We start from the raw sequence: 21,246 nt of genomic DNA, 5'->3' as shown, positions 1-21,246 counted from the left end.
GACGTGCAGCGCATGGTCAACGTCGAGCAACTGCCCGCCGAGCCGTTCCTGCGAGCGCTCGACCTGATGGGCCTGCCGACGCGGATCAAAGACGAAAACGGCGACCGCGCCTGGCAGTAACGTCCAGAAAACAGGTGCGCCTGAGAATGGCGCACCTTGTTTCACCCTCCCCTTCAGAACATCACTCCTACAAGGGGAATGTGGCGTTCATGCATCGTCACGTACACATTCAACGCCTTGACCATACCGTTAAATCTGTGACCAACGCGACGATAACTATCATTCGCGGTGTACCACTGCGACTTACTATTGCCATCAAGCCGAATAATTGTATTTTCTCGCGTATCTGCTAGCGTTAAAAACTATTGAAACTAACGTCTATCTGTCATCGAAGCTTAACTAAACATCAGTATTAGTTTAAATCGTCGCCTGCGCCAAGTTTGGCTGTTATCACAGGCAAGCTGAACGACGGCTGTCTATCCGCTTTGATTCATCCATTCGGGTATAAACCCTGAAAACACTGAAGCCTACGAATATTAAGCGGCCAGGTATCAACGTAAGCCTGCCCCTGACAACCACGCGATACAGCACTAAAAAAGAGAATGGAAAACTCACGCCGCATAAACGTATTTTTCATATTTGGTGGACTATCGTTCTTCGCACTATTTGATCACTTGAAAGCAGCATGCGAGCGATTGTAACTAATGCACAAGCCGAGAGCTCAATCCCGTCCATATCGTTTTGAGGCGTTCAAACCGCTGTATCAATTCGTGCATCCATACTTATCGACAAGACTGCATTCGCATTTAAAGCTATCGAGCGCTCATTTATCGGTCTCATTGAGTCCGGGAGAATAAAAATGGATCTAGCTTTTCTTCCCTTCTCACGGCCCAGCATCGGCGATGAGGAAGTTGATGCTGTCAGCCGTGTTTTGCGTTCGGGTTGGATCACAACGGGGGCCGAATGCCACAAGCTGGAAGAGCGATTCGCCGAGCATGTGGGCGCTCGCCATGCGGTGGCATTGTCATCGGCTACCGGAGCCATGCACATCGCATTGCTGGCGCTAGGCGTCGGGCCGGGCGATGAGGTCATTACACCATCCCAGACTTGGGTATCCACGGCAAACATGATCTGTTTGCTGGGAGCGACACCAGTATTTGTCGATGTCGATCGCGACACGCTGATGACGGACGCGTCGATGATCGAGCAAGCCATTTCCCCCCGCACCAAAGCCATTGTCCCGGTGCATTATGCCGGCGCAGCGTTCGATCTCGACCCGCTATACGCGGTGGCTGAGCGGCATGGCATCGCGGTGATCGAAGACGCCGCACATGCGGCAGGCACGCAGTACAAGGGTCGTCCGATCGGCGCTCAAGGCACAGCAATTTTCTCCTTTCACGCGATCAAGAACATGACCTGTGCCGAAGGGGCGATGTTTGTCACCGATGACCAAAAGCTGGCCGACCGGATACGACAACTCAAGTTTCACGGACTGGGGGTTGACGCCTACGACCGCATAACGCTTGGGCGCAAACCACAGGCTGAAGTGATAGAGCCAGGCTTCAAATACAACCTGGCCGACATCAACGCCAGCATTGCGCTGGTTCAGTTGCAGCGGCTCGACCAGATCAATGCAAAACGCCAAATGCTGGCCAGTCATTATCAAGAACGGCTGGCTGGCACTCCGCTGCTGCCATTAGCCCTGCCCCGCCATGACCATCTGCATGCCTGGCACCTGTTCATCGTGCGTATTGATGCCGAGCGGTGCGGGCTGGACCGGGATGCCTTCATGCAGGCGTTGCAGGCTCGCAACATCGGCACCGGGATTCACTTTATCGCCACTCACCTGCACCGCTATTACCGCCAGCGTTTTTCCGAGGTTCATTTGCCCAATACCGAATGGAACTCCGCACGGCTTTGCTCCATTCCCCTGTTTCCCGACATGACGCTGGGTGATGTCGACCGCGTCGTCAGTGCCATTGAATCGATCGTGGAATCGCGCCTTTGAAACCTTATGCCATCAACCGGGTGTCGATCGTCATTCCGGTCTACAACGAACAGCAAAGCTTGCCAGAGTTGCTGCGGCGTACTGAAGCAGCCTGTGCTCGCTTGCAACAGCCCTTCGAGATCGTGCTGGTCGATGACGGCAGTCGCGACGACTCGGCCGACATCCTGCAGCAGGCGGCCGAGCGCGAGGGCAGCCCGGTGGTGGCCGTCATTCTCAATCGCAACTATGGCCAACACGCAGCGATCATGGCGGGTTTCGAGCAGTGCACGGGGGATGTGGTGATCACCCTCGATGCTGACCTGCAAAACCCTCCTGAAGAAATCCCGCGCCTGGTGCTGCTCGCGCAGCAGGGGTACGACGTGGTCGGCACCGTGCGCAGCAATCGTCAGGACTCTGCCTGGCGGCGTTGGCCATCCAAGCTGATCAACCTGGCGGTGCAGCGTTCCACCGGGGTGGCCATGAGCGATTACGGCTGCATGTTGCGCGCCTATCGACGTACGATTATCGACGCCATGCTGGCCTGTCGCGAACGCAGCACCTTCATACCGATTCTCGCCAACAGTTTCGCGCGCCATACCACCGAAGTGCTGGTCGACCATGCGGAACGCGAACACGGCGATTCGAAATACAGCCCCATGCGCCTGATCAACCTGATGTTCGACCTGGTCACCTGCATGACGACCACGCCCCTGCGGCTGCTCAGCATCATCGGCTTCAGCATGGCGTTCCTCGGAGTGCTGTTTGCCGTTCTACTGATCGTGCTGCGGTTGATCTTCGGAGCACCTTGGGCCGGGCACGGCACATTCGTACTCTTCGCCGTGCTGTTCGTCTTCACCGGCGGGCAGTTCATCGGCATGGGCCTGCTGGGTGAGTACCTGGGACGCATGTACAGCGACGTCCGTGCCCGTCCGCGCTTCTTCATCGAAAAAGTCGTGCGCTGCTCTACTGCGGCCACCACTCACACGACCGACTCCCCCGCTACTCCTTATTTGAGCAAGGTTGCGCCATGAGCAAGAAAGCTGTGGTTTTCGCTTATCACGATATTGGCTGTGTTGGTTTGCAGGCCCTGCTGAACGCCGGTTTCGATGTCGCCGCTGTGTTCACCCATGCCGACGATCCCAAAGAAAAAACCTTCTTTGGCTCCGTGGCCCAGCTTTGCGCTCAACATGATATTCCGGTGCATGCACCCGAAGATCCCAATCATCCACTCTGGCTGGAGCGGATCGGCAAACTCGACCCTGACTTCATTTTCTCGTTCTACTACCGCCAATTGCTTAGCGAGTCGCTACTGGCGTGTGCCCGGCACGGCGCCTTCAATCTGCACGGTTCGCTGTTGCCGCGCTATCGCGGTCGCGCTCCGGCCAACTGGGTCTTGGTCAACGGTGAAAGCGAAACCGGCGTCACCCTGCACCAGATGGTCAAGCGCGCCGACGCAGGCGCCATCGTCGCTCAGCAACGAGTGTCGATCAGTGCCACCGATACTGCACTGACGCTGCACGGCAAACTGCGTGAGGCGGCTGCGGACCTGCTCTCCGAAACCCTGCCTTTACTGGCGCAGGGGCAATTGTCGGGCATACCGCAGGATGAGTCTCAGGCAAGCTGTTTTGGCCGACGCACCCCTGCCGACGGCTTGATCGACTGGACGCTTTCAGCCCCACGCCTGTACAACCTGGTGCGGGCAGTGACCCAACCCTACCCCGGCGCATTTTGTCCGGTGGGCGAGCACAAACTGATCGTCTGGAGCGCCCGTGTCCAGGACGCCAATGACGGATTCGCGCCGGGCACGGTCATCAGTTGCGACCCGCTGCGGATTGCCTGTGGCGAGGGTTCACTGGTGATCAGCGCCGGACAGCGGGGTGAAGACGGCCTGTACCTCAGCGGACCGCAACTGGCCCGCGAATTCGGTCTGGTCGAAGGCTCGCGACTGCTGGGTGTCGACAAGCGTCGCCCGCTACGCCGAACCCGGGTGCTGATCCTGGGCGTCAACGGTTTCATCGGCAATCACCTGTCCGAGCGCCTGCTGCAAGACGATCGTTACGAAATCTACGGAATGGACATCGGCTCGGATGCCATCGAGCGTCTGCGCAACAAGCCCAATTTTCACTTCATCGAGGGCGACATCAGCATTCATACGGAGTGGATCGAGTATCAGATCAAAAAATGCGATGTAGTTTTGCCCCTAGTAGCGATTGCTACGCCCATCGAGTACACGCGCAACCCGCTGAGGGTTTTCGAACTCGACTTCGAGGAAAACCTGAAGATCGTGCGCTACTGCGTGAAGTACAACAAGCGGGTGATTTTCCCCTCCACGTCCGAAGTGTATGGCATGTGCCAGGACCCAAGCTTTGACGAAGACACCTCCAATCTGGTCGTTGGACCGATCAACAAGCAGCGCTGGATTTATTCGGTCTCCAAGCAGCTGCTGGACCGTGTGATCTGGGCGTATGGACAAAAAGGCCTGCAGTTCACCCTATTCCGTCCATTCAACTGGATGGGCCCACGGCTGGATCGCCTGGACTCCGCACGAATCGGCAGTTCACGCGCAATCACGCAGTTGATTCTGCATTTGGTAGAGGGCACACCAATTCGCCTGGTCGACGGCGGCGCTCAGAAGCGCTGCTTCACCGACGTCGCCGACGGCATAGAAGCACTGGCGCGGATCATCGAAAACCGTGGCAACAGCTGCAACGGTCAGATCATCAACATCGGCAACCCGGACAACGAGGCCAGCATTCGTCAATTGGGCGAAGAGCTGCTGCGTCAATTCGAGGCCCATCCGCTGCGCTCAAATTTCCCGCCGTTCGCCGGTTTCCGCGAAGTCGAAAGCCAGTCGTTCTACGGCAAGGGCTATCAAGACGTCAGTCACCGCAAACCGAGCATCGACAATGCACGACGTCTGATCGGCTGGACACCGACCATTGAGTTGAGCGAGACCATCGGCAAGACCCTGGACTTTTTTCTGCGCGAAGCCATGACTGAAAAGTCGGATGCGCGCTGATGCTGGCCGGTCTGAGAATCGATGTCGATACCTACCGCGGCACCCGCGAAGGCGTGCCTCGATTGCTGGACATGCTCGACGAGGCACAGGTCAAAGCGACGTTTTTCTTCAGCGTCGGACCCGACAATATGGGCCGTCATTTGTGGCGCCTGGCGCGCCCACAGTTTTTCTGGAAAATGCTGCGCTCGCGGGCGGCGAGCCTGTATGGCTGGGACATTCTGCTGGCCGGTACTGCGTGGCCGGGCAAATCGATTGGCCGTGATCTTGGCCCCTTGATGCGCCGCGCTCTTGAGGCCGGTCACGAGGTGGGACTGCACGCCTGGGACCACCATGGCTGGCAGGCCAATGCAGGACGCTGGGACCAGGCTCAACTGACCGAGCAGATCCGTCGCGGCGTCGACTGCCTGAGCGACATTCTTGGCGGCCCTGTGGTCTGTTCAGCCGCCGCTGGCTGGCGCGCCGACGAGCATGTGGTACAGGCCAAAGAGCCGTTCGCGTTTCGCTACAACAGCGATTGCCGGGGCAACCGCATCTTTCGCCCGCTCCTGCCCGATGGACGTCCGGGGACGCCGCAGATCCCGGTCGATTTACCCACCTATGACGAAGTGGTCGGCCCGCTACTCGGTGCTCAGGACTACACCGATTTCATCCTTCAGCGCTTCTCCCCGAACAAACTTAACGTCTACACCATTCACGCAGAAGTCGAAGGCATCGTCATGGCCGAGGACTTCAAACACCTGCTGCGTGAGGCCAAGGCTCGGGACATCCGTTGGCAGCCCTTGGGCCTGCTGTTGCCGGATAATATTGAGCACTTGCCCTCAAGCCATCTTGTGCGTGGCGCATTGAACGGACGAGAGGGATGGCTGGGGGTGCAGCAGTCATGACTCAACAATCTCGACACATCGCATTGCTCGTGCTGGCATTCGCGCTGATGTATGTACTGCCGCTTGGCTCCCACGGCCTGTGGATTCCCGATGAAACCCGATACGCGCAGATCAGCCAGGAAATGCTTCACAGCGGCCAGTGGGCGGCTCCCCACTTCATGGGTCTGCGCTATTTTGAAAAGCCGGCTGGCGGTTATTGGCTGATCGCCCTGGGTCAGGCGGTCTTTGGCGAAAACCTGTTCGGCGTACGAATTGCCTCGGCGCTCAGCACTGGGCTGAGCATCGTCCTTGCCTATCTGATTGCAGGTCGTCTGTGGAACGATCCGCGCAAGAGCTTCGCCAGTGCGCTGTTGTTCATGAGTTTTGGATTTGTTGCCGGGCAGGCGGGCTACAGCAATCTGGACCCGCAATTCACCCTGTGGACCAACCTGAGTCTGGTTGCTTTCTGGTACGCCATTCACAACACGGGTCGTTCACGTCTGACTGCATGGGCAGTGCTGGGATTGGCCTGTGGCATAGGGTTTCTGACCAAAGGGTTTCTGGCCTGGGCATTGCCGGTATTGATCGCGCTGCCCTATATGGTCTGGCAAAAGCGCCTGCGTGAACTCCTCAAATACGGATCATTGGCGGTAGTGATCGCCATCGCGGTGTGTTTACCGTGGGTGTTGGCGGTCCACAGTCAGGAGCCTGACTATTGGCGCTACTTCTTCTGGCATGAGCACATCCGCCGCTTCGCCGGTGAAGATGCGCAACATGCCCAGCCTTGGTGGTTCTACCTGCCACTGCTGGTGGCGGCCTGCGTGCCCTGGGCATTGCTGCTACCTGCGACGCTCAAGCAGGCATGGCAGCAGAAGCATCAGCCGGTCAGCGGTTTTTTGCTGATGTGGCTGCTGTTCCCCTTGGCTTTTTTGAGCATGAGCAAGGGCAAACTGCCGACCTACATTCTGCCCTGTCTTCTGCCGTTGGCGCTGATGATGGGCGATGCGCTGGTTGATCAGCTCAAACAGGCAAAGACCCGATCACTGCGTATCAACGGCGTATTGAATGCGCTGATGGCGACGGTCGGACTGGCAGCACTCGTTTACCTGCAAATCAAACAGCCTGTGTACGACCACGAACCCCTGCACTTACTGCTGGCAATCACCGTGCTGGCAGGCTGGATATTGACTAACGCGCTTCAGGGCTGGATGCCGCTCAAATACTGGGCGATGCCCGCACTGGGCAGTTGGTTGCTCGTTGGATTGTTGCCGGCGGCGTTACCCAACAGCGTGGTCTCCAATAAGGCACCGGACCAGTTCGTCGCAAAGCATCTGGTCGAACTGACCGCCAGCAGGCATTTGCTGAGCAACGATCTAGGCGCTGCCTCGGCCTTGGCGTGGCGCCTGAAACGCCCCGACATTGCGCTGTTCAACACCTTGGGTGAGCTCGAATACGGCCTCGGCTATCCAGATGTACAAGGCCGTGAAATAGGGATGGGAGCTATCGACGAGTGGATGACACAGGCTCGACGCGAGGGCCAGGTGGGCGTGCTCATGCGCGGCAAAAGCGACGAGGAATTACGTGAACTCGATCTATTGCCCAAAGACGGCCGGCGCTATGACGAAGGCAATCTGGTGATCCTTATCTACGAGAAGTCTGCGTCGTGATCTGGCTGATGCTATTGGCCGCATGCGCGCTGACCTGTCTTGGCCAGATCGCCCAGAAGCTTGCCGTTGAACAATGGCGGGGAGCATTCCCCGGCGTGGCCTGCGCCCTGCGCTCACGCTGGTTATGGCTGGCATTGCTATGCATGGGGCTGGGTCTGCTGACATGGTTGATGGTGCTGCAGCGGATGGACGTGGGTATTGCATATCCGATGCTGGGCCTGAACTTCGTATTGATCACCCTCACCGCACGCTATGTATTCAAGGAGCCGGTCGACCGTCAGCACTGGCTTGGCGTCGTGCTGATTCTTTCAGGTGTGGTCCTGCTGGGCGGCCAGACATGAGTCGCAGCACAGGGATCGCTTTGACTCTGGGCAGCGTGCTGCTGGTCAGCGCGGCCCAGTTGGGCATGCGCTGGAGCATGAGCCGCCTGCCATCCCCCAGCAAATGGCCCGATGCAACGGTTGCCGGACAGATCGACCTCAACGCGTTCGCGGTGGTCTGCGTCTCGGTCCTGGCCTACATGCTTTCCATGCTCCTTTGGCTTGGTGCGCTTCGCGACTTGCCGCTTGGCCGGGCCTATTCGTTGCTGAGCATCAGTTACGTGCTGGTGTACGCGCTCGCCGCCCTTTTACCGTTTTTCCATGAGACGTTCACGGTAACGAAAACCGTGGGTGTCACGCTGATCGTGATGGGCGTTTTGACCATCAATCGCCGGCGCATTTCCAGTCCTCATCTTCAGGATCTCACCCATGAAAATCAGCGTTTTCGGTAGCGGATATGTCGGGCTGGTGCAGGCGACGGTGCTTGCCGAGGTTGGCCATGACGTCATCTGCATGGACATCGATCAGATCAAGGTCGACCAACTGCGCCAAGGTCAGGTGCATATTTTCGAGCCAGGACTGGCCAATCTGGTGCGCGAGAACCTGGACCATAAACGCCTGCAGTTCACCTGCGACGAACAGCTTGCGGTACAACACGCCGAGGTGCTGTTCATCGCTGTCGGTACCCCTTCCCGGCCAGATGGGTCGGCGGACCTGTCGGGTTTTTTCGCCGTGGGTGAAGCCATTGCCAGGCACAGGGCAGAACCCCTGATCATCGTCGAAAAATCCACCGTGCCGGTCGGCAGCGGCGATGCCCTGCGTGCCCACATCGAAAATGAGCTGCGTCAGGCCGGTCGTCTGTTGCAGTTCGATATCGTGTCCAATCCGGAATTCCTCAAGGAAGGGTCAGCCGTCAATGATTGCCGCCGACCTGACCGCATCGTCATCGGCTGTGAAAACGAGGCCGTGCGAAAAGTCATGCGTGAGCTGTATGCGCCGTTCAACCGCAACCACGATCGCATTATGTTCATGGACTTGCGCAGCGCCGAATTAACGAAATATGCAGCCAATTGCATGCTCGCAACCAAGATCAGCTTCATCAACCAGATCGCCGAACTGGCCGAGCATTTAGGTGCAGACGTCGAGTCGGTGCGCCTGGGTATCGGCGCCGATTCGCGAATAGGCTACGACTTCATCTACCCCGGTTGTGGTTACGGCGGATCCTGTTTCGGCAAGGACATTCGTGCCCTGATCCACAGCGCCAGGGAAGCCCATTGCTCCAACGACTTGCTGTCGGTAGTGGAAGCCATCAACGAACGGCAAAAGAACAAACTGTTCGAGCGGGTCAACGCGTTCTACCAGGGCGATTTGCGCGGCAAGACCTTTGCGCTTTGGGGGCTGGCCTTCAAGCCCAACACCGATGACATGCGGGATGCCCCGAGCCGGGTGTTGATGGAGGCATTATGGGAAGCTGGCGCCACAGTGCGCGCGTTCGACCCTGAAGCGATGCAGGAAACCCAGCGCCTCTACGGCAATCGCAAGGACCTGATTCTGATGGGTACGCCTGAGTCCACGCTCAACGACGCTGATGCCCTGATCATCTGTACCGAATGGCAGCAGTTCAAGGCGCCGGATTTCGAGCTGATCGAGCAACGCCTTGGAGCCCCGGTTATCTTTGACGGGCGCAACCTGTATGACACCGAGCGCCTGGCCCAAAATGGTTTTCACTACTTCCCCATGGGCCGCGGCGAATCCTGCGATCTGCCGATTCCGCAGAAATCCTGGGACAGCTACGCAAGGCTGGCCAGCGTCCAGACGAGCTGAATCAGTGCGGGCGCGCCAGTGAAATCATGGCGCGTCGATCGTTCCGTCACCCAGACGCAGCAGTACGTAGTCCTCTTTGTCGAAACGCCCGCTGTAAACCACTGGCACGCGCCCCACTGCATTACCCAACGTCTGATAATCGCTATTGCTCATGACGACGTAAGCAGGCGTACGTGTGGCCTGCAGTTGTTGGGCGGTATTGGAGAATTGCGGTTGCAAATCCTCATTCAGGTTGACCATGAACTTGATGGCTTTGGCGTCTTTACCCATGCCGTGCAGTACCAGCGGCAGAGGATCGGCGCGCAGAATGTCGCGCACGTTTAGGCTGAACTGCTCGGTGTCGTAGAGGTTACGTTCGACTTTTTCGAACACCCCGATGTAGCTGCCCCATACGGCCAAAACTGCACATATCACAAGGCCCGCTGTGCGATCACGTGGTCGCGTCAGCATCGCCAGCGCCACGATTTGCAGCAATCCCAGCACGATCAGCGCTGGACCAATGCTGCCCAATTGCTCGGGGAATCGCGGTTTCACCAACAGTAGGCCGGTAAACAACAGGGCCGGCACCACAGAGCAGATCCCAAGGATCGAAGTACGCAAAACCGTTGCCCAACGCTGCCCTGTGATCTGAAACGGATAAGCCGCGACGATGGCTGCCATAGGCAGCATGGGCAGCATGTAACGGGCTTTTTTGGCCTGAGGAATCGACAGACCGATCATCACCGTGGCCCCCGCAGCCAGACACAACCAAACCAGATTCAGTGCGGGTGTGCCGGGTTTTCTCGCCATCACCAAGACTGTTACAAGCACAACAAGCGCTAATGGATACGCCAGAGCGTAATTACCGAGCGAACTGCTGAAATACCACAACACCGGACTGGAGCCTTCGCTGCCATCCATGCGCGACGAAAACTGCATCCGCACCACTTCCTGGACAAAGCCTGAACCGCCGGTGACCCACGCCAACGCCAGCAGTGCCGCGATACACAGGACCAGCAACACCAGCGCTGTGCACCCGAAGATCAGCAGTCGTCGCCATTGCCCACCCATCGCGTAGTAACTGCACAACACACCGGTGGGCACCACCAGTCCCACGGGGCCACGGATGGCAAACCCCAGCACAAGTAACGCAAAGACCCATCCTAAACGACGCGGCGCGTTGAAATAATCAGCGGCGTAGCCAAGGTAGAACACCGCGAAAGCCACTGTTGCCAGCATCTGATCCAGTGACACTGAACGTGTTTCGGTGATGAAAGTATTGGTCAGCAACAACAGCGCGATGCTCAGACAGGCCCATTGTCGTGAATAAGGCACCAGCAGGCGATAGATCAAGCCCACCATGACCGCCGATGCAATTGCGGTGGGCAACCATGCGCTCAGGCTGGTCACCCGCCCCAGCGGGAGCGAAAACAGATAAATCAGCAGCGTCGAAAAACTCGAGTAGTCCGCATAGGGTTCGCCGTAGGTCGTGGGGAAAAACCGCGGGCTGTGGCGCAGCATTTCCTGCGCAAACATCACGAACCTTGAATCGAACCCGATGATGTCCCGGTCCCAGTTGCCTGAAGTGAACAGCACCAGCGCCAAGGCCATGGCAACGAAGGCCTCCAGGCGCATACGGCCTTGCGTGATGCCCAAAAATTGCCGCGCAGCCATTGCGGTCATGGTGTCTCCACGTCGTGAGCGCCTGTAAGGCTATTGGTTTACGAAATAGTAGACACGATCCCCAACCTTGACGCTGTCCAGTACCTTGAGCGGAGCCTGGGGCGTGGACTGTCGTTCCATGATGGCAATGTTGCCGGGGGCTTCGAGTAGGAAGGCGGTCAGTTGCTCATCAGACAAAACAGTGTCCAGCAGGCTCTGGCTATAAAACACACTGGCCCCCACCAGCCGCTCGCTGGGTTGAAACAGTGCGATGCGATGGCCTTGCTGTTGCGAGGCCTGTATCCGCTCGGTCAGCGGAACAAATGACAGCTGTTGGTCTGCCCGGGGCAACAGCCAAAGCGCAATCGCCAGATAGATCGTGGTGACCACAATTACCGCGACTGACAGCATCGCACGCTGGTACTGGACTATGGCCTTCGCCCACTTGGACCTGCCTGCAAGGGTTCGTATGCGTTCTGCGAGTACCCCCATGTATTCAGCGGCAATCACCGCCGCAGCCGGGGTCAGCGACATCAGGTACACCGTGCGCTTGCTGGACGCCAGACTCAGCAATAAAAACTGCGCCAACAACCAAAGGCTGAAAAATAGCAAATAACGATTGCCTGCCAACGCTTTACGAAAGTGCCAAAGCCCGGAATAGACCAACAGATTCCACGGCAAAAACGCTTCCGGCAGTTTGGCCAGGTAGTAATAGAAAGGCTCGTAGTGCCCGGCGTCTTCGAAAGAACCGCTGAAACGACCAACGCTGTTGGTCCACAGCACATCCTTGAGTGATTGGGTTCCACCCTGCCCATAGAGAAAGCCCAGCCACACCATCAGCGGCAACAGCGCCAGCAGGGTGAACAGCGCTGGACGCAGCCAGTCGGCCAGCACCAGCCGTCTCTGTTGAATGCTCTCGCACATCAGATACGCGAATATCACGACCCCCGGCATGGCAAGCCCAAGCACCCCCTTGCTCAAGGTCGAGATGACGATGCCCAGACAAAACAATAGCCACGATCCAGTCTGAGCGCCGTGGCTGTCGGCAAGCCTGCGGGCATGGAAATAGGCCAGCAGCGCAATGCTCACCCCCAAGGCCAACAGCGCGTCTTCGCCAACCTGGCGCGCATTGCTCCAGTAGCTCGCGGTAGTGGCAAGCACAAACGCGGCGGCCCAGGCAATATTCGCTGGCCGTCCGAATCGGCGCAGCATGGCGTACAACAGCAACACGCTGAACATGCCTGCGAACGCCGAAGCCAGACGCACGGCCCACGGCGTTGCACCGAATACGGCAATGGCCATGGCGTCGAGCCAGATGCTCAGGGGCGGTTTCTCCAGAAATGGCTGCCCGTTCAAGGCCGGAGTCACCCAATTACCGCTCAGGTACATCTCCATGGCAATGCCAGCGACCCTGGGTTCCGTGGAGTTTTGGAGTTGGTGATTGCCCAAGGCAAAGAAGAACAGCAGACCACCCAACAGCAGCAACAAGCGCGCGTGCGAGACCATGGATTCGATTACCTGGGATGAGCAAACGGAATAATTGAGGCGCGGGCAGTATATGCAACGAAATGTTGACGTCTTGTTAACAACCCGTCTGAAAGAATGAGAAATGCAAACAAATCAAATAACCCATATTGCTTATAAACGTCGGTTTTACTCATTGCTCCACTGATCGAGCCTCCCAAAATGCAGCGAACTAAATCGCAGGCAAACAACAGTCGACGATCTGCTGCATCATCGGCTGGGAAATGGGCGATAGGTGGCTTTATCTTGCTGATAGCAGGTAGCGCGGCCGTAGCCAATTTCGTTTATAACCCGCCGTCGCTTTATGCACCGCGGGTCGCTCATAACAATGAGCAAGTTTCCTTAATCGGCATCGGTGACCAAGGAAGCGGTAGCTTCAAGCAGTGGCAGGTGGCGCAGGCGATGGAACGGGTTGCTGCTCGTGACGGCCGGCTCGATATGGTGCTGCTATTGGGCGATAACTTTTATGGCAAATCCCTGACCGGTATCCACGACTGGAACTGGCAAATGAAGTTCGAGCGGGTCTACTGGGGGCGATACCTGAGCCACATTCCGTTTTATGCGGTGCTCGGCAACCACGACTATCCCGTTTCCAGTGAGATAGAGATCCAATACAGCCTTCAACACGCGGGGTCGGGACGCTGGCAGATGCCAGCTCATACCTACACCAAAGATTTCGGCAATATTGATGGACGCCCTTTGTTGCGCATCGTGTTCCTCGACAGTGCCGTGCCTGCCAGTGCACTCAAGACCCAGATCGATTTTCTCGAGAAAGCCTTCGACCAGCCCGATCCGCAGCCCGTGTGGCGAGTCGTAGCAGCGCACCATCCGGTACGCAATGCAGGCAAGCATGATGAAATCACTCAGTTGGTCACCCAACTGCTGCCTGCGCTACAGCGTACTCACGTTGACCTGTATCTGTCCGGGCACGATCACAATCAACAATTGCTGCTTCGCCCAGAAGAACCGGCCTGGCTGATTTCCGGTGGCGGCGGGCAGACGATCTACCCTGTTATCAGTGCTGACACAGAAACCACTTTCTCGGCCGCAAGCGCAGGATTCGTCAAGCTCGACTTCAGTCAAAGCCGGATGCAAATTGCCTATTACGATGATCAAGGCTCGCCGCAAAGCCGATTTGTCTGGAACCGAGAATGCCCATGGCTGGCAAAAAGCTGCGTCAAGGCCGTTGACGCTGTCCCGATTGCCAGTGTGCAAGTGCCTTGATCATTGGACCGAGAATCACCTGCAAGCCGTGTTTGCCAAGGATGGAAGAAATGCCAGAAGACCAGCACATAGCCCTCATTTACTGTTTGGGTCTGGATAAAAATAGCGAAACGCGGATAATCCTTTCGCACTCAGCGCAATGATTTTTTACAACTCACGTAATAAGCACGGAGATATTCAAACAGATAGTACAGAAATATCGCGCAACACTTACCAGGATATTACGGCAATACGATATTTGACAAAAAGGGCCTCGTTGTATTGACCGACTCTGCCGCTACTCGGCAACCGAGAAAGACAACGCAGAGACTCCACAAAAAGATCAGATATCTCCAGCCCCAAAGGAGTTTATATATGCGGATTCACACATCAGGTCCCGTCCGGTTCTTGCTATTGGCCACAGGGACGTGGCTCATTATATTTTTTCTGACCCGTCTTTTCTTAGTCGCGACCCATCTTGATGAGGCCGGACATCAGTTTTTATTCACCTTCGGTACAGGCCTCCTCTACGACCTTGCCTTTCTGACCTATGCCGCCGTGCCTCTGGGACTTTACGTGCTGCTGTGTCCGCCAGCGCTGTGGCGAGCCCGGGGGCATCGCTGGTTTTTGCAGATCATAATGACCCTGAGCATCTTCGTGATGCTGTTTGTAGCGGTTGCGGAATGGCTGTTCTGGGACGAGTTCGGGGTGCGCTTCAACTTCATCGCCGTCGACTATCTGGTCTATTCCGATGAAGTCCTCAATAACATCCTCGAGTCTTATCCCATCGGGAAATTGCTCAGCCTCCTGGCCGTGGTTGCAATCGTATTGAGTATTGCTTTAAGCCGAGCAACTGCAGCATCGGCAAAAGCGCCATTGCCGCCGTTGCGAAAGCGCTTTATCGGCGTTGCACTTCTATTGGTGCTGGCCGGAGTGAGCGTGCAATGGGTTGATCAGGACAGCCCGCGTGGTGAGGGCGGTAACGCCTATCAGCGTGAATTGGCGAGCAATGGCCCTTATCAGTTTTTTGCAGCGTTCAGAAACAACGAATTGGACTATCAGCAGTTTTACAGCACCCTGCCCGACGCGCAGGTCGCCGAGCAGATGCGCATAGAACTGGCGGAACCCAACAGCACGTTCATCGGTAAAGACCCGTTGGACATTCGCCGCCTGATCGACAATCCAGGTACGGCGCGCACGCCCAACATCGTCCTGGTGACCATCGAAAGCCTGAGCGCAAAGTACCTGGGCAGCAATGGCGACACCCGTAACCTGACGCCCAATCTGGATGAGCTGCGCAAACACAGTCTGTACTTCAACAACTTCTACGCCACAGGCACTCGAACAGATCGGGGCCTGGAAGCCATTACCTTGTCGATGCCGCCCACGCCCGGACGTTCAATCGTGAAACGTGTGGGCCGTGAAAGCGGATTCGCCAGCCTGGGCCAGCAACTGGCAGCGGTGGGGTATGACAGCGTTTTCGTCTACGGCGGACGCGGCTACTTCGACAACATGAATGCATTCTTCAGTGGCAACGGCTACCGCGTCGTCGACCAGAGCAGCGTCAAAGAAGAGGACATCCATTTCAAAAATGCCTGGGGCATGGCTGACGAAGACCTTTATCGTCAGGCGCTGAACCTTGCTGATGCCAACTTCGCCAACAAGAAGCCTTTCTTGTTGCAGTTGATGACGACGTCCAATCATCGTCCCTACACCTTCCCTGAGGGGCGTATCGACATCCCGTCGGGCAACGGACGCGACGGTGCCGTCAAGTACACGGACTACGCCATCGGCAAATTCCTCAAGGACGCCCGCGAGAAGCCGTGGTTCGACAACACAATATTCATCTTCGTGGCCGACCACACCGCTGGCAGCGCAGGCATGGAGGATTTGCCCATCGCCAACTATTCCATTCCGCTGTTCATCTATGCCCCGAAAATGATCCAGCCTGCGGAGATTTCACGGCTCGCAAGCCAGATCGATCTGGCGCCGACCCTACTCGGCCTGCTGAACATGGACTACCAATCCACCTTTTTCGGACGCAATCTCTTCCTCGAACATTCTCTGCCGCCGCGTGTGGTAGTGGGCAACTACCAGCACCTTGGGCTGTTCGACGGCAGCAATCTGGCCATTCTCAGCCCGCGCCAAGGCTTGCGTCGGCATGACAATGCCTTGGGGGAAAGCGTGGAATCAAAAGCCACCAGCGCCGATCCATTGGTTATCCGGGCGATTTCCTATTACCAGGCCGCCAGTCATGATTTCACCCAGCAACTGCTCAACTGGGAGCCCAAAGATCCACAACCGTAAGATGTGAAGCGTTGCGTTCGAGCGTGTCGCCCTCAACAGGGGCGACATACCTGCCCGATCACCGCCTCTTCCAGCCCTCAGGATTCAAGACACCCTCAATGTGCGGCTTCCCCTGAGCATCCACGGCAAGAAAGAGTGCGCTGTCATATTCGCTGCTGTCTGCATGCGCATAGCCCTGCTGGCTTTCTATGTGACTCATACAGCCGCTATGGGTTACCAAAATCAGGTTTCGATGGCTCGCCTTGTGCGCAATAACTTCGTCGAGCATGAACTTATCGCAGTTGTAGAGCCATTCCTGCGTCTGGGCAGGGTAGCCAAACATATACAGTGCTGTTTGCGCTGTTCGTGTTGAAGGGCTGCTGATTATATCTGTACGGTCCAGACCAAGATCCTTGAATGACGTACCAACATCCATCGATACTTCCTTGCCCAACGCAGTGATGCCGTCTTTGGGCCCCAGACACTCGTTACTGGAGCGGTCACATCGCTCGGCATGACGGACCAATACCACTACATCGCCGTTATCCCAACGCTTATATAGACCGGATAATGTCAAGTTATCACCTCGCCCCAAAGCCAATGGCGAGCGTGGCCAGAACATATAGCCGGTCGTGAAGGCCAGGCAACAAAAGGTTGCAACAACGGCCAAGAGCTTCTTGGCTTTAACCATCAGTACAGTTCTCATCATTGACTTCATGGAGGTGCATTCAATTAAAGAGCAAACTTTAATTTCAGATTTTGCGTAGCACGTAGACTCGCCACATCGCATATAAAGGAATGAAGTCAGACTTGCTGACTGTCTGAAAACCCGCTTGCTGAAATTCCTCCTCGGCGACCGAGCGACCAATCACAAACCGGCTTTTATGCTCAGTATCGGTGCCACTGGTCATGCGTCGCTGCTCATAACGCTTGCGCCGCCAGGACTGGAAATTACCGTCGACCCACAATGACACGATGACGGTCTCGCGCGTGACCCTGTAGAACTCTTTGAGCAGGGTCAGTCGTTGGTCTGCATTGCCTAATTGATGAAGCAGTCGCATGCAAAATATGCTATCTACCGAATTATCGGGCAATTCAATATCGAACGCGGAGGTGCGCAGAGCCTTAACTCGACTCACGACCTGGGCTGATTGACTAGCCATCGCTGTTTTAAGTACTTCAAGCGAATGATCGGCGCCGATGATAATTCGATTAGGTTTTTGGGCAAGTATTGGCCAAAACCTTCCTTTGCCGCATGGCAAATCAAGAACCAGACCAGGCTCTCCTGCTTTATCCAGCGCATCGCTGGCTAATTGTTCACCCCGATAATTAGCCAGTCTTTTTAAAAAACTTTCATGCCGCTTTAAAAAGTAACTCTGCGCAAGTGCTTTGCCGTACTTTTCGGAAAGTTTTAGCTTGGCTGGGGTGTTCATGGACACTCTCCAATGACGATGACTATCAGGCTAATCACCGTCATGTCGGTGCGAGGTCAATGGGTTGTGAATTTTCTGTTCAGCGTATGAGCCGTTCCACTAACAAGAGAGCCTTAGAATTTTGACGCAAGCAAATATGGGCACTGCACTTAAAATCCGGTATCAGGAGGGCTGGCACCGGATTGAATGACCACTCTGAACTCAGTTGGCGGGGCGTTGCTTGGTAGAATCCAGTTCAGCCTTCTTGCCAGTCGTGACCTCGGTTATCTGAGCCGACTTTGCAATTGCAAAATCGAAGGTGTCCTGCATCTTGGCGATAGCCTCGGTTGCAGTCCCCTTCAATCCACCGCTGGCTGCCCAATCGAAGTTCCAGACCCCGGACAGGTTATCGGCGCCGGCAACGTCGTGAGTTTCGATAGCCGCGAACACATCCGGATGACGTTGCAGGTAATTGGCGGCATCGGACACATCAACAGGCACCTTGCCCGACGAATTGTCGGCGAGCTTCGTCAGGTCCTGGAGGGTAATCGCCGACTTCCCCGTCTGGCGCAGGTAATCGGCAATTACTTTGCTCGACTTGGCAATGTCCAGCTTGGCGTCAAACACAGAGGTGGAAGACCTCTGATTGTTAGGTAAGCCACCTGCGGGGGTTACGGTCGTGGACATCGGCGCTGCTCCGTCATGAATGTCGGGCATCGTCCCACTGACTACGCCCATCAGAGACGCTAGCACGCGCAAATGGCTTTATTGCGTCGCTTCACAACGTTTCACACTGGGCGTGAGAACCCACAGGTTCGTTGGTAACAGAGGCTTGCTGGGACGCTTGGTGGTTACAGCAAGGAGCGTGCGAAACGATGTATGAAGGACGTCCTTTCAGTTGCCTGAACCAGTAAAAATTCACGGAGGAAGACTCAGCTATGGATATGGCTATTTCGGTTCATCGCTTGACCTATCACAACGAACAATTTCAGCTCGCGCTAAAATCTATGACCACGCGCGACTGCACATCACCGCGCTCAAGCTGCTCGAAGATTTGGTTGATGTCCGACAAAGGCCGCACCTCGATGTCGGCTTTGACCTTGCCCTCTGCCGCAAAGGCCAAGGCCTCGGCCATGTCCTGGCGGTTGCCGACAAACGATCCTCGGACCGTGATGCAATTGGCGACCACGTCGAACAACGGCACTGGAAACTCGCCTGGTGGCAAGCCGACCAACACGCAGGTGCCGAGTTTTCGCGTCATGCCGACGCCCTGCTTGAATGCACTGAGCGAGGGCGCAGTAATCAACACCCCGTGGGCGCCGCCGCCGGTGATATTGATAACGGCTTGAACCGGATCGCCCTCCCGCGCATTCACTACAGCCTCGGCACCGAGCTTGCTTGCATGGGCCAGCTTGCGGTCATCGATGTCCACAGCGCACACGCGCAACCCCATGGCCTTGGCATACTGCACCGCCAAGTGGCCCAGCCCGCCTACGCCCGAAATCACAATCCATTGCCCCGGCCTGACATCGGCCTCCTTGATCCCCTTGTACGTGGTGATGCCCGCGCAAATGATTGGCGCCGCTTCAAGCGGATCAAGACCTGCCGGGATATGAGCGACGTAATTGGGGTCCGCCAGGATGTATTCGGCAAACCCGCCATTTTGCGTGTAGCCCCCAAATTGAGCACTGGCGCAGACCGTTTCCCAGGCACTGAGGCAGTATTCGCAATGACCACACGCCGAATAAAGCCACGGCACACCGACGCGTTCGCCCTCGCGCACACTCGTCACGCCAGCACCTAATGCCACGACGATGCCGATCCCTTCATGCCCCGGAATGAAGGGCGGTGTCGGCTTCAATGGCCAGTCGCCCCGGGCGGCGTGCAGATCGGTGTGGCACACCCCGCATGCTTCGGTTTTGACCAGGATCTGTCCGGGCCCCGGCGTGGGGATGTCACAGTCGCGCAGCACCAAGGGTTTGCCGAATGCTTCGACGACGGCCGCCTGCATCTTGCCTTTCATGAGCTGTACCTTTGCGTTGAATGAAGATTGGCTGACATCTGGCCCGAATCACGCAGCCGGAGATGACGCATTAGCCTGCCCGTCGTACGTCGGGGGTGACGGCCAGGGGAACGTTTGCGTCCGCCAATGGAACAGGCGGAATGTCGGTGACACTCATGAACCGGCGGCTGACCGTACCGTACAACGTCCACCCGAGCATGGTGACGATACCGCCCAGCATCATGGCTTCTGCGCCTGAGCTGTAGAGCGCGTAGTAGCTGTACGCGGCCGCGACATAGGCAATCGCATTGGTGAACAACGCCTTGCGCGGAGTGATGCCTGCCGCTTTCTGAATGGTCATCAGCGCCGCCATCGACATCAGATACGGCACTAGATTGGTCACCACCGCCAGGTTGACGATCATGTCGAACTGCTTGCTGAGATCCGGGCTGATCGTCATTAGCGTCAACACCGTCTGACACACCACCAGCACCAACATACCGACGATCGGTACGCCGCCCGCAGTGGTCTTGCCGAAGAGCTTCAGGAAGTACCCGACATCGGCCGAGCTTTTGAACACCTGAGCAATGGTGAACTGCCACCCCAGCAATGAACCGACGCACGCAATGATCATCAAGCCCATGATCACGTTGCCCACCATCGGCGTGTACATCATCGCAAAGGCCAGCCCGAACGGCGCCGTAGACGCCGCGAGGTCAGCATTAGGGACGATCCCTGCAATCACGTTGGTCGAGACGATGTAGATCACCGCCGCGCCGACTGTTCCACCGAGAACGGCTATGGGCACATTGCGCTCGGGATTTTCAACGGCGTCGGTATTGGCACAGGCCGATTCCAGGCCCAGAAAAGCCCAGAGGGTGATTGAGATCGATGCACCGACCGCTTGCATCAGCGGCATGTCGTGGGGGTTCCAGGCCGACACATACAACGACGGCTTGAACCAGAACCAGCCCAGTAGCGAGACACCCACCACCGGGATGATCACACCCAGAATAGTGATATTGCCGATCTGTCCGGTAATGCGCGGGCCACCGAAGTTCGCCACGGTCGTCAACCAGAGCAAAGCGATCGTCACCACCGCCACGCCCATTGGCGACAACGATATGTTGAACAGCTCCGTCCCGTAACCCACCGCCGTGATCGCGATGGCGACGTTGGCAATCAACAGCGACACGCCGTAGGTGTAGTTGGACATGAAGTTGCCGGAGCGACCGAACGCGTACTCGGCATAACCGCCCATACCGCCGGGCTTGCGACTGAAACGTCCGCATTTGGCAAAGGCATACGCCAGCGCCAGAGAACCTAGCGCCGTGACGATCCAGGAAATAATCGAAATCGTCCCGACCTGCGCCAGTTTGGAGGGCAGCAGCACAATGCCCGAACCCAACATGTTGATGCCCGTGAGAACGGTCAACTGCAGAACGCTCATTTTTTTTGCATCAGTGGCCATGTAGTACTCCAAAAGCCCGCCTTTCCA

At 56.8% G+C, this 21,246-nt stretch carries 17 protein-coding genes; 10 read left to right on the top strand and 7 right to left on the bottom strand.

What is annotated here, in order from left to right:
• Positions 1–859 precede the first annotated feature (859 nt).
• The 8 genes from arnB to ACWKV9_RS20300 are packed head-to-tail and all read left to right on the top strand — an operon-like array spanning position 860 to position 9,680.
• The gene (arnB, locus tag ACWKV9_RS20335; RefSeq protein ID WP_483837922.1) at positions 860–2,008 is read left to right on the top strand and encodes a UDP-4-amino-4-deoxy-L-arabinose aminotransferase; all 1,149 of its coding nucleotides are present in this window, start codon (positions 860–862) and stop codon (positions 2,006–2,008) included.
• Positions 2,005–3,018 (top strand): undecaprenyl-phosphate 4-deoxy-4-formamido-L-arabinose transferase, encoded by a 1,014-nt coding sequence (arnC, locus tag ACWKV9_RS20330; protein ID WP_483837921.1) that lies wholly within the window; start codon positions 2,005–2,007, stop codon positions 3,016–3,018. Before arnB ends, arnC begins: the two co-directional genes overlap by 4 nt.
• Positions 3,015–5,006 carry a bifunctional UDP-4-amino-4-deoxy-L-arabinose formyltransferase/UDP-glucuronic acid oxidase ArnA gene (gene arnA, locus ACWKV9_RS20325; RefSeq protein WP_483837920.1) on the top strand — a complete coding sequence of 664 codons (1,992 nt, stop codon included), beginning with the start codon at positions 3,015–3,017 and terminating at the stop codon, positions 5,004–5,006. Before arnC ends, arnA begins: the two co-directional genes overlap by 4 nt.
• Complete coding sequence (gene arnD / locus ACWKV9_RS20320) at positions 5,006–5,890, top strand: 4-deoxy-4-formamido-L-arabinose-phosphoundecaprenol deformylase (protein WP_483837919.1); 885 nt, start codon at positions 5,006–5,008, stop codon at positions 5,888–5,890. The genes arnA and arnD overlap by 1 nt, the downstream gene beginning before the upstream one ends.
• Positions 5,887–7,536: a lipid IV(A) 4-amino-4-deoxy-L-arabinosyltransferase gene (gene arnT / locus ACWKV9_RS20315; RefSeq protein WP_483837918.1), complete on the top strand. Its 1,650-nt coding sequence runs from the start codon at positions 5,887–5,889 to the stop codon at positions 7,534–7,536. The genes arnD and arnT overlap by 4 nt, the downstream gene beginning before the upstream one ends.
• On the top strand, positions 7,533–7,877 hold the full coding sequence (gene arnE / locus ACWKV9_RS20310) for a 4-amino-4-deoxy-L-arabinose-phosphoundecaprenol flippase subunit ArnE (RefSeq protein WP_483837917.1): 345 nt from the start codon (positions 7,533–7,535) through the stop codon (positions 7,875–7,877). Before arnT ends, arnE begins: the two co-directional genes overlap by 4 nt.
• On the top strand, positions 7,874–8,308 hold the full coding sequence (arnF, locus tag ACWKV9_RS20305; RefSeq protein WP_483837916.1) for a 4-amino-4-deoxy-L-arabinose-phosphoundecaprenol flippase subunit ArnF: 435 nt from the start codon (positions 7,874–7,876) through the stop codon (positions 8,306–8,308). The genes arnE and arnF overlap by 4 nt, the downstream gene beginning before the upstream one ends.
• Complete coding sequence (locus ACWKV9_RS20300; protein ID WP_483837915.1) at positions 8,286–9,680, top strand: UDP-glucose dehydrogenase family protein; 1,395 nt, start codon at positions 8,286–8,288, stop codon at positions 9,678–9,680. The genes arnF and ACWKV9_RS20300 overlap by 23 nt, the downstream gene beginning before the upstream one ends.
• Positions 9,681–9,704: 24 nt before the next feature.
• Here ACWKV9_RS20300 and ACWKV9_RS20295 read toward each other — a convergent pair whose 3' ends face one another.
• Together ACWKV9_RS20295 and ACWKV9_RS20290 are read right to left on the bottom strand one after the other, a co-directional pair.
• Entirely contained in the window at positions 9,705–11,294 is a 1,590-nt protein-coding gene (locus ACWKV9_RS20295) for an ArnT family glycosyltransferase (protein ID WP_483837932.1), read from the bottom strand.
• A gap of 78 nt (positions 11,295–11,372) precedes the next feature.
• Complete coding sequence (locus ACWKV9_RS20290) at positions 11,373–12,827, bottom strand: ArnT family glycosyltransferase (protein ID WP_483837914.1); 1,455 nt, start codon at positions 12,825–12,827, stop codon at positions 11,373–11,375.
• Positions 12,828–13,247: 420 nt separating this feature from the next.
• Here ACWKV9_RS20290 and ACWKV9_RS20285 point away from each other — a divergent pair, with 420 nt between their 5' ends.
• Positions 13,248–14,069 (top strand): metallophosphoesterase, encoded by an 822-nt coding sequence (locus tag ACWKV9_RS20285; protein ID WP_483837913.1) that lies wholly within the window; start codon positions 13,248–13,250, stop codon positions 14,067–14,069.
• Positions 14,070–14,423: 354 nt separating this feature from the next.
• A complete protein-coding gene (locus tag ACWKV9_RS20280; RefSeq protein ID WP_483837912.1) occupies positions 14,424–16,355 on the top strand; it encodes an LTA synthase family protein in 1,932 nt (643 codons plus the stop codon).
• A 58-nt stretch (positions 16,356–16,413) separates the two neighbouring features.
• Here the strand turns inward: ACWKV9_RS20280 and pmrG are convergent, their stop codons facing one another.
• From pmrG to potE, 5 genes are all read right to left on the bottom strand, one after another.
• Positions 16,414–17,025, bottom strand: a complete 612-nt coding sequence (gene pmrG, locus ACWKV9_RS20275) for a lipopolysaccharide core heptose(II)-phosphate phosphatase PmrG (protein WP_483837911.1) — start codon at positions 17,023–17,025, stop codon at positions 16,414–16,416.
• A gap of 61 nt (positions 17,026–17,086) precedes the next feature.
• Positions 17,087–17,767 carry a class I SAM-dependent methyltransferase gene (locus tag ACWKV9_RS20270; protein WP_483837910.1) on the bottom strand — a complete coding sequence of 227 codons (681 nt, stop codon included), beginning with the start codon at positions 17,765–17,767 and terminating at the stop codon, positions 17,087–17,089.
• 201 nt (positions 17,768–17,968) lie between these two features.
• Positions 17,969–18,433: a hypothetical protein gene (locus ACWKV9_RS20265; RefSeq protein ID WP_483837909.1), complete on the bottom strand. Its 465-nt coding sequence runs from the start codon at positions 18,431–18,433 to the stop codon at positions 17,969–17,971.
• 301 nt (positions 18,434–18,734) lie between these two features.
• Positions 18,735–19,769, bottom strand: a complete 1,035-nt coding sequence (adhP, locus tag ACWKV9_RS20260) for an alcohol dehydrogenase AdhP (RefSeq protein WP_483837908.1) — start codon at positions 19,767–19,769, stop codon at positions 18,735–18,737.
• Positions 19,770–19,839: 70 nt separating this feature from the next.
• The gene (gene potE, locus ACWKV9_RS20255; RefSeq protein ID WP_483837907.1) at positions 19,840–21,219 is read right to left on the bottom strand and encodes a putrescine-ornithine antiporter; all 1,380 of its coding nucleotides are present in this window, start codon (positions 21,217–21,219) and stop codon (positions 19,840–19,842) included.
• Between the last annotated feature and the right edge of the window lie 27 nt (positions 21,220–21,246).

The organism is Pseudomonas corni (genome assembly GCF_057128765.1).
The sequence above is the reverse complement of the archived record's forward strand: the minus strand, read 5'-3'. Positions and strand labels throughout refer to the sequence as shown.